11 protein-coding genes and 1 tRNA gene are annotated in these 7,998 nt (G+C 32.4%); 5 read left to right on the top strand and 7 right to left on the bottom strand.

Translation table 11 applies throughout. From position 1 onward, the window contains the following. A complete protein-coding gene (locus ABDH49_01170) occupies window positions 1-153 on the bottom strand; it encodes a hypothetical protein (GenBank protein ID MEN3045587.1) in 153 nt (50 codons plus the stop codon). Window positions 154-482: 329 nt separating this feature from the next. Between ABDH49_01170 and ABDH49_01165 the strand changes: the two genes are divergently transcribed. Then, window positions 483-929, top strand: coding sequence for a CoA-binding protein (locus ABDH49_01165; GenBank protein MEN3045586.1), 447 nt, complete (start codon window positions 483-485; stop codon window positions 927-929). On the opposite strand, the gene lipA is transcribed toward ABDH49_01165, so the two are convergent. From lipA to ABDH49_01150, 3 genes are all read right to left on the bottom strand, one after another. After that, a complete protein-coding gene (gene lipA / locus ABDH49_01160; GenBank protein MEN3045585.1) occupies window positions 910-1,812 on the bottom strand; it encodes a lipoyl synthase in 903 nt (300 codons plus the stop codon). The genes ABDH49_01165 and lipA overlap by 20 nt on opposite strands. An 11-nt stretch (window positions 1,813-1,823) precedes the next feature. After that, window positions 1,824-1,896 (bottom strand) — tRNA-Asn (locus ABDH49_01155). 131 nt (window positions 1,897-2,027) lie between these two features. Next, on the bottom strand, window positions 2,028-2,285 hold the full coding sequence (locus tag ABDH49_01150) for a hypothetical protein (GenBank protein MEN3045584.1): 258 nt from the start codon (window positions 2,283-2,285) through the stop codon (window positions 2,028-2,030). Window positions 2,286-3,038: 753 nt separating this feature from the next. On the opposite strand from ABDH49_01150, the gene ABDH49_01145 reads away from it, so the two are divergent. From ABDH49_01145 to ABDH49_01130, 4 genes are all read left to right on the top strand, one after another. Then, on the top strand, window positions 3,039-3,254 hold the full coding sequence (locus tag ABDH49_01145) for a hypothetical protein (GenBank protein ID MEN3045583.1): 216 nt from the start codon (window positions 3,039-3,041) through the stop codon (window positions 3,252-3,254). 484 nt (window positions 3,255-3,738) lie between these two features. Further along, on the top strand, window positions 3,739-3,945 hold the full coding sequence (locus tag ABDH49_01140) for a hypothetical protein (GenBank protein ID MEN3045582.1): 207 nt from the start codon (window positions 3,739-3,741) through the stop codon (window positions 3,943-3,945). Between the two features lie 26 nt (window positions 3,946-3,971). Then, a complete protein-coding gene (locus tag ABDH49_01135) occupies window positions 3,972-4,178 on the top strand; it encodes a hypothetical protein (GenBank protein ID MEN3045581.1) in 207 nt (68 codons plus the stop codon). A gap of 104 nt (window positions 4,179-4,282) precedes the next feature. After that, window positions 4,283-4,654 carry a hypothetical protein gene (locus ABDH49_01130; protein MEN3045580.1) on the top strand — a complete coding sequence of 124 codons (372 nt, stop codon included), beginning with the start codon at window positions 4,283-4,285 and terminating at the stop codon, window positions 4,652-4,654. Between the two features lie 166 nt (window positions 4,655-4,820). Here the strand turns inward: ABDH49_01130 and ABDH49_01125 are convergent, their stop codons facing one another. From ABDH49_01125 to ABDH49_01115, 3 genes are read right to left on the bottom strand one after another with little or no spacing between them, the layout of a single operon-like run. After that, window positions 4,821-5,282 carry a DUF4097 family beta strand repeat-containing protein gene (locus ABDH49_01125; protein ID MEN3045579.1) on the bottom strand — a complete coding sequence of 154 codons (462 nt, stop codon included), beginning with the start codon at window positions 5,280-5,282 and terminating at the stop codon, window positions 4,821-4,823. Then, window positions 5,270-5,557 (bottom strand): hypothetical protein, encoded by a 288-nt coding sequence (locus tag ABDH49_01120; protein MEN3045578.1) that lies wholly within the window; start codon window positions 5,555-5,557, stop codon window positions 5,270-5,272. The genes ABDH49_01125 and ABDH49_01120 overlap by 13 nt, the downstream gene beginning before the upstream one ends. A gap of 19 nt (window positions 5,558-5,576) precedes the next feature. After that, window positions 5,577-7,793 (bottom strand): carbohydrate binding family 9 domain-containing protein, encoded by a 2,217-nt coding sequence (locus ABDH49_01115; protein MEN3045577.1) that lies wholly within the window; start codon window positions 7,791-7,793, stop codon window positions 5,577-5,579. Window positions 7,794-7,998 lie beyond the last annotated feature (205 nt).

Raw genomic sequence — 7,998 nt, 5'->3', positions numbered from 1 at the left:
TTAAAAAATTTTTACATTTTCTATAACTACAAAATCTCGATTTTTGATAAATTCTTTATATTCTTTTTCTGTAATTTTAATCATTTCTTGAGGCAACAAAGTCTCAAAAATTTGTTTTTGTATTGATTGAATGATAGTAGCCTTCCTTCTCATTCTTTAATTATACTATAACACCTTTGATAACTCTATTAGAGTAGCAGCTATTTCTTTATCCAATTTTTTCTTATTCTAGAAGGAATCCAAAGTGTCGTCTTTTATAAAAAAATAGCTAAAATTAGGTTTGGATGTATTTTTATCTTCTTCTAAATGCTAAAAATACGAGATAAATTTAAAATATTTAGAATTCCCAGATTTTTTGAGTAAATTTGGTCTTTTCAGCAATTGGAAAAATTGGATAACCTTAAAAATTAAAATGAGCTAAAGAACAATAGCTTTCGAAATTAAGTGAAATTAAAAAGCTAATTTTTTAAAAGTGAGCCTTTATGTATTATAATATTAAACCTATGAGTGATGAAAAAATCAAGAAGATACTTTTAGAGTATAAAAATATAGCAACAGTTGGTTTTTCAACAAATCCTGAGAAGCCTGCAAGGAAAGTTCCTGTGTTTTTGATAAGTAAAGGCTATAATGTAATTCCAGTTAATCCAAATCATGAAAAAATATTGGGAAGAAAAAGTTATAAAAGTATTTTGGATGTAGAAGAGAAAATAGAAATTGTCCAAGTTTTTAGACCTTCTGAAGAAGTTCCAAAGATCGTTGAAGATATTATAAAAAGAAGAAACTTAAAAGGCGATGTTAAAGTTTTATGGCTACAAGAGGGAATAAAAAGCAAATCTACCCATAAATTAAAAGAACTTGGTATCGACGTGATCGAGGATAGGTGTATGTACAAAGAATATGTAAGGCTCTTTAAAGATAAAGAAGGTTAGTTTTCTTTGGGGCCAAAAAGCTCATGTAGAATGCCTGATATGCCTTATAAGAGCTCCTAACAAGGGGACCTGCAGCACAATAGATAAATCCAAGCTCTAATGCCTTTTCCCTATAAAAATTAAACTTATCAGGGTGAACATATTCTTTAACCTCAAGAAATTTTTTATCAGAAGAGGGTCTTAGATACTGCCCGATCGTAACGATATCTACTCCTGCGTTTCTTAAGTCTCTCAAAGTTTTTATTACCTCCTCTTCTGTTTCAGAAAGTCCAACCATTAAGCCTGACTTTGTGTATATGTTAGGTTTATATTTCTTTGCCTCTTCAAGTATTTTAATACTTTGCCAGTAGTTTGCCCTCTTATCTCTTACAATAGGTGTTAATCTCTCTACGGTTTCTACGTTATGGGCAAGAACATCTGGTTCAGAATCTAAAACTGTTTTCAGGGAATTTAAATTGCCTTGAAAATCGGGTATTAAAGCTTCAACGTAAGTGTTGGGATTTAGTTTTTTTATATGACTAATTGTTTTAGCAAAGTGTTCAGCGCCACCGTCAGGTAGGTCGTCTCTATCTACGGAGGTTAGGACTACATATTTTAAATCCCACTCCTTGACAGCCTGAGCGACTCTAAATGGTTCTTCCTTATCAAGGTACCCTTTTGGGTTACCAGTTTTCACGTTGCAGAACCTACATCCTCTTGTGCATATTTCTCCCATTATCATTATTGTTGCAGTTCCTTCTCCCCAGCATTCGTTTATGTTTGGGCAGAGAGCTTCTTCGCAGACTGTGTTGAGATTTTTCTCTCTCAGAGTTTTTCTAACTTTTGCGAAGTTTTCGTTAAAGTAAAGTTTAATTTTGAACCAATCAGGTTTTTTTTCTTTCAAAATAAATAAAGCGCCCCGGGCAGGACTCGAACCTGCAACCTTCGGGTTAACAGCCCGCCGCTCTGCCTGTTGAGCTACCGGGGCCTATTTTAAATTTTAAAGTAAAAAAATGAGAAATTCAAATTTCAGTTAACTTTTTTTAAATAAAAGTGGCGAACATGAGATAAGTTAGAATTTGACCAGAGCACAAACACTTTCCTGTTACGGACAAAATTTTATTCTTCTCTTAAGATCTTTTTTGCAAGTTTCCTTTTTTCCTCCTTAGTTTCTGCTAAAATTAAAAGAGCAATAAGTTTTAAATCCTCATGCATTCTCTCAAACCCCTTATCCATTTTTTCAAACCCATTTTTCATTTCTTCAACTATTCTTATAGTATTTTCTCTTGTAATTTTTCCATTCCTCCATGCAAGATATGTGACAGCAAATGCTAAAAATGTTACCTCAAAACCTATAATTGAAAGTGCTATTTCCATATTTAAATTATAATGTAACTTCTATCTTTTAAAATAAGCTTACAAATGTTATGTTTAACTAAGTCTTAAAAATTAAGACTTTGCCAGCATTATACAAGAATTTTGACGTCTTGATGATCTTTACTAGAATAATTCAAAAATCGCTAAACATCAATTGTCAAATGTGAAGAAAGAGCAATATAAATATGCTTTTTAAGCAAAGAAAGTACTGTCTTTTATGAAAGAACAGGAACATTTATAACAAAAGGGAGAAATTTTACTCCGAGTTCTCCTCAAGGCAAACCTTTACATAAAGATTTAATAGAACTCCTCATGAATGTTTGATTGAGCAGAATATAGAAGAAATTATTGAACCTAAAAGCCTCCGAATTGGCGTTAAACAATTTGTTACCATCATTTACCAGTTTTTTTTTTCTTTATAATATCCGTAGCATATGAAATTCACGAAAAAATTTAATGTTTCTGAGAGAGTTAAAATGTAGGAAATATTTTATTGGCAGTTTTTCTTTTAAGCTGTAAGGTGTGTAAAAACCTTTTGAACCAAATCCTGATTTAAGATTACTTTTAAAAGAAGAAAATTATTCCCTTATTAATCCACTATGCACAAAAAGTGGGTGGATCTATTACATCAGAGAATACCCGCCAGGTACACTTAAGGGAGACATATTTAGAATTTGCGAAGATGGGTCAAACAATCAACTTGTAATAAAGGGTGGATATATTAACTTTGATATTTCAGAGAGTGAAACTTTAATGGTTGTAATAGAGCCCACGGATTACTCTTTTGACGTCTTGGGTGCAAATAAAGTATTTATAATCAATTTAAACAAACTAGAAAAAAGAGAGTTACCTGGAGTTCTTTCTAAAGATTGTGTGAGATTTTTTGGTTCCTCGGGTTCTTTTATCCTTACCTATTATGGTGCAGAAGATGTCTTTTTAAAGGTTAAAGAGATACTATTTATAAAATAGAAAGGGTGATATATTTTGAGTTGTATAAAGATTCCCTACTTTATTTTAGGGAAAACAGAACGTTTAAATCATACATCTACAATTTATTTACTCGTGAAATAGAGTTTGAGGGGTATGTGGAGGGGAATTAGGTATTTTAGGTATAATCCGAGAAAATTGCTTATAAATGCCACTTCACACAATTTAGGAATATACAATTGGCTTACTTCTGAAACACAACTTCTTGACACAAGAGTTTATGAAATTTGTGAGATATGGAGAGCAGATCTCAGTTATAAAGAAGATAAAATAGTATTTAGCGTGTCAAAAGGGGGGATCCTGTAGATTTTGGACCTTATGAGCTCTGGATTCTAGAAAGATTTTAGGAGGTAAATAGTTAATCCTAAACTTAAACTTCTTTTTTTTCGGGTGACATGAAATTCTTTAGGTCTAAATTTTGAACTTAGAGTCACCAAAACGGGTTCTTTACCGTATTTCTGCGATATTGGTAATAGTTTTATGGATTTTAATAGGTGGATACTGCCCTACAGAAGAAGAGTTGAGATTTAAAAGAAATCCTAATCCTGAAATTTTTCTCAGTGACTCTCTTAGTCAAAGAGAACACTATTTTTCATCAGTTTTTTCTCGCGATGGAAAGAAAGTGTACTCTATAGTAAGAAAGGGGGTAATTATCTGGTCAAAGGTTCCTTAATTTCCATAAGTATAGAGGATAAAAAAATGGATACGGTTGTTAAAGATAGTGTAGTGCATTTTGCTATTAGCTATAAAGGAGACAAAATTGCCTACGTAAAAGGTGAAGTAGAGTTCCTAGTTGAGGGTCCCTGGTTCCGTTTAAATAGCGAAGATAAAATTATATTTTTAGATGCTTTTACTTACAGTATAATCAAAGAGTTAACCCTTCTGCACCCTTTGTATACGACTTAGAGTTCACTCATGATGATAACTTTTTGATACTTTTTGGATACGGGGACACTGCAAAAGTGGGCTTTTATTCTTTGAATTAAGCAAGTTTAAAAGAAACACTCTTATTGAAATTACCACCGGATAAGGTATATACATTCGCTTTACATCCTGAAAATGACTCTATAATGTATGGGGATAGTCTATGGTACCCAGAGTTTAACCCCTTAAATTCATCAGAGTTTGCGTTTACTAAGCGTTGGAACACAAGTGAATGGCTTTCTGATGAGCCTTGGAATATAAATTGTGACCTTTATTTATACAATTTGAGAGAAAATGCCAAAGTTCTCCTAAATGCAAAGCCATACTATTATACTTCATTTGGTAAGATTTCCTTTAGTCCTGATGGTAAGAGAATAATTTTTTCAGCAGCAAGATCCTATTATTTTGAAGGTGTGCATTTTGGTTGTCAAGAGCTCTGGATTTTAAATTTGAGATAAGGAAAGTTTAAAGTACAAGAGTCTAATTCTTTTCATTTTTTACTTCTGCGTTGTTAAGTTAAGCGGCAGTTTCCTTTTTTAACTTTTTAAAATTTTAAAACTAAAAAATTCTAAGAGTAAGAGTTGTTCTTCTTATTAGGGACTCTCTGGATCGTATCGGCAAACTTTAGCTGAAATATTCTTTGACAAATAAGATTAAAAACTCAGGAGAAGATTTGATAATCAGGGCACCTGCTAAGATTTCGCACCTTACCTTTTGATGAGGACTTTTTCTTTCTTTTTTTATGTACGTTGGAAGTATTATACCTCCGGTTACCTCAGGAAATATAGAAACGTCCTCAGGAACATCTAGACAAACAGCCCCACTTGTCACTTCTAACTCCAGATCTACAGTATCTTTATGTGAAAACTTTAATTCTATGTAACCGTCTAAAAGTTCAAACTCTCCATGTCCCTTTATTTCATTGAGAAATATTGCACCATCCGTACCCTTAACTTTATAAGATTTAGAAGATAGGCTGGAAATTGAAATACCCCCATTAATTACGGAAATCTCTATTTTTTCAAATTTTACGTTGATAGGAAAATTTAATATCAGATCTATCCTTTTATCTTTTAACCGTTCCACTGAAACTTCGGGAAAATACATTTAATTTTTAACTCTCCTATTCTTTTATTTTCTGCTACATCAACCTTAACCTTTTTAAACCACTTTTCTGCTTCAGATCTCTCTCCAACTCCAATTTTCTTTACAATAACTTCTGGAACCTGAATTTGAGAGGCTGTACCTAAAGTTATACTTCCGTATTCATTCTTTATTTTTATTATCTTTGGTAAAAAGCTAAGAGAGACTCTTGTAGAGTCGGTCACAATAAAATTTACAAGAAAAAATAAGGTTATCATAGACACCTCCCTATAAAAATCAAATTTTAAAAACGTACTGTAGCTTTAAGAATACTTGGTGATTCACTCCCTCCAGTTTGAAAAGCTCTCTGTCTCTAAATAAATCTCCATATTCAAAGGTATTTATATTTGCACCAAGATAAAAGACTGTAAAGGGATTAACCTGATAGGTAAATAGGGGATAGATTCCAAGTGAGCCCTTATAGTACGACATCGTAAGGCTCAAGGAAATCTTTTGAGTAAAGCCGTAATTTAAAGAAGAGTAAAGGACAGAAGCCTCTGCTATCTTTTCTTTATATTTTTCAAAGTAGAAGTTCTGTCTTTCTAGACCCAAAGAAACAGATAATCTTGTGTGAAAGAGGCCAACATAGCCTGAAAAAACATTTTGGTAAACAGTTGTATCAAACTGATAAAATATATTTTTACCTTCTCCGTAGTACAACTGTAAAACCAAGAATTTGTGAGGCACACTTTTTAGCCAAAAAGAGGAGAAATATATGTTATTAAACTTTGAATAATTAAGAATATAAATGTTAAAGACATTCCTGTTTTCCCTTGAATATTCAAAACCAAGTTCAAGCTGAGCAAAGGAAAGTTTTGTATTGAGACCGGCTTCTACCTCTTCTTCTTTAAATATTTTTTCAAAATTTATTTCTTTTTCATAACTTGTCCAAAATGAGATCTCTGTTAAATAAAATCTATTGGGATAAAAAATTGGGCTTATGTTGAACCCCCTTTCTCTTATATTGTTTCCATTAATAAATCCTATATCTGAACGGAAAGTCGGTGAATATTCATCGTAATATAGGGAAAAATGTAAATTTTTGAATGAAGAGCTGAATACTAAACGATTTGCATAACCTAAAAATTTTTCGCCATCAAATCTATCCGTATAATCTTTAAAGATTATACCTATTCCACTAAATAAACTTGTGTCTTCTGGCTCCTTTGTAATGGAATATCCCCCATGATAACTTATTGTATAATGTTTTAAAAATCTTAACTTTGCATCAAATCCAAATATCCTATTAAAACCATTATCGAAGTCATCATTTTTTACCTCTCTATCTCCTATAAAAATACCTATATAGGATTCTTTGTTTAAAAATTCTGAACGGATCCTTAAGAGATTTATAAAACTTTTCTTATTGCTACAAAAATCAAAACTTGCATCTTCAAAGGGCAAAACATATGAAGTGTTCTCATCATAAGACGAAAGGAAGTATAGATCAAAAAGAGAGACTTTCCCCGTAAGTTTTAATGCATACAGTGGATTATTAACCATCCTTGTATAAAACAGATTGATGGGCATTTTTATAAATTCTGAACCTTCCATAAAAAGAGGTCTTTTTTCTGGGTAATACAGCGCATAAGTTGTATTCACATCTATCTGCGGAATATCTGTCTCTATTTGAGCAAAGTCAGGATTTAAGGCATAATCAAAAACTAAATTCTGTAAAAATCTTACTCTGCCTGATAGACCGAGATTAAATTTACCCCTATCATTTTCGTAGTGTATTTTTCTTATTCCGTTTTGAGAACCTATTAAATAGGGAATAAAATCGTTCTTTTTTTCTCTTGAATAGATCTTTTCAGGAATTATTATCTTTGCACCTTGTCCAAAAAAGGAAGGGATATTCCTTGAGATTAGGGGAAACGAATAGATCGCAAAAGTTTCCCTTGGTCTTATTCTTAAAAGTACCAAATTCCACTCTTGTTTATCTTTGCTTTCAAATCTTAAAGATGAAAATGGGATTTTAAATTCGCAGGACCAGAAGGAGTCTGAGATAGAGGACTTTACCTCAAAATAGGTATCAAATGCCCAGTTTTCATTCATTTGAGGTGGAGGTTCTTTAATTCCATCAAATTGGACACCTAATGGATTTGTTCCAAAAATATAGCCCTCTTTTTCATTTCCGTAGGTGTCAAGATAAATAAACACCATATCATTTATCACCATTTCATCCCTTTTTGTAAGGGTCTTTCTGATAGTGCTCACATCGTCATGGCATTTAAAGGCAAAATAGATGTTTTCGTCGTCGTAGCCTATGTAGGTCTCTGTTTTAACTGGAGGAATTTTCCCTTCCTCTGGCCTAAGCTCAAGAAAGTCAACAACTAAGGCTTTTTTAGCCCACTCTTCAGAGGAGACGATCCCATCAATTTTAGGAGTAAGCCTTGGTAGAATCACGCCCTCTTTTAGTTGGGCTAAAGCCAGTAGATATACCACTTTTAGCATTTTTGTACCTCCTTTACAAAGGCGTTTTTTTATAAAAAAGAATGAAATCATAAAGATAAGAGATGTAATAACTACCAAAAATAAAAACTCTTCGAGGCAAAATTTACCCATAAACATACTTTTCCTTATAGTTTCTACAAAGTGAGTGATTGGGTTTATCTCGGAAATTTTTTTCATCCAGAAGGGTATTTTTCCAATATCATAA

This window comes from Candidatus Hydrothermales bacterium, assembly GCA_039630235.1.
Lineage (GTDB): Bacteria > Hydrothermota > Hydrothermia > Hydrothermales > JAJRUZ01 > JBCNVI01.
Note: the sequence above shows the minus strand (reverse complement) of the source record. Positions and strands in the feature narration are given on the sequence as shown.

Excerpts from the sequence above, each read along its gene's own strand:
- ABDH49_01170 (MEN3045587.1), bottom strand. The coding sequence starts at position 153 with ATGAGAAGGAAGGCTACTATCATTCAATCAATACAAAAACAAATTTTT.
- ABDH49_01120 (MEN3045578.1), bottom strand. The coding sequence starts at position 5,557 with ATGATAACCTTATTTTTTCTTGTAAATTTTATTGTGACCGACTCTACA.
- ABDH49_01165 (MEN3045586.1), top strand. The coding sequence starts at position 483 with ATGTATTATAATATTAAACCTATGAGTGATGAAAAAATCAAGAAGATA.
- ABDH49_01145 (MEN3045583.1), top strand. The coding sequence starts at position 3,039 with ATGGTTGTAATAGAGCCCACGGATTACTCTTTTGACGTCTTGGGTGCA.
- ABDH49_01150 (MEN3045584.1), bottom strand. The coding sequence starts at position 2,285 with ATGGAAATAGCACTTTCAATTATAGGTTTTGAGGTAACATTTTTAGCA.
- ABDH49_01135 (MEN3045581.1), top strand. The coding sequence starts at position 3,972 with ATGGATACGGTTGTTAAAGATAGTGTAGTGCATTTTGCTATTAGCTAT.
- ABDH49_01115 (MEN3045577.1), bottom strand. The coding sequence starts at position 7,793 with ATGCTAAAAGTGGTATATCTACTGGCTTTAGCCCAACTAAAAGAGGGC.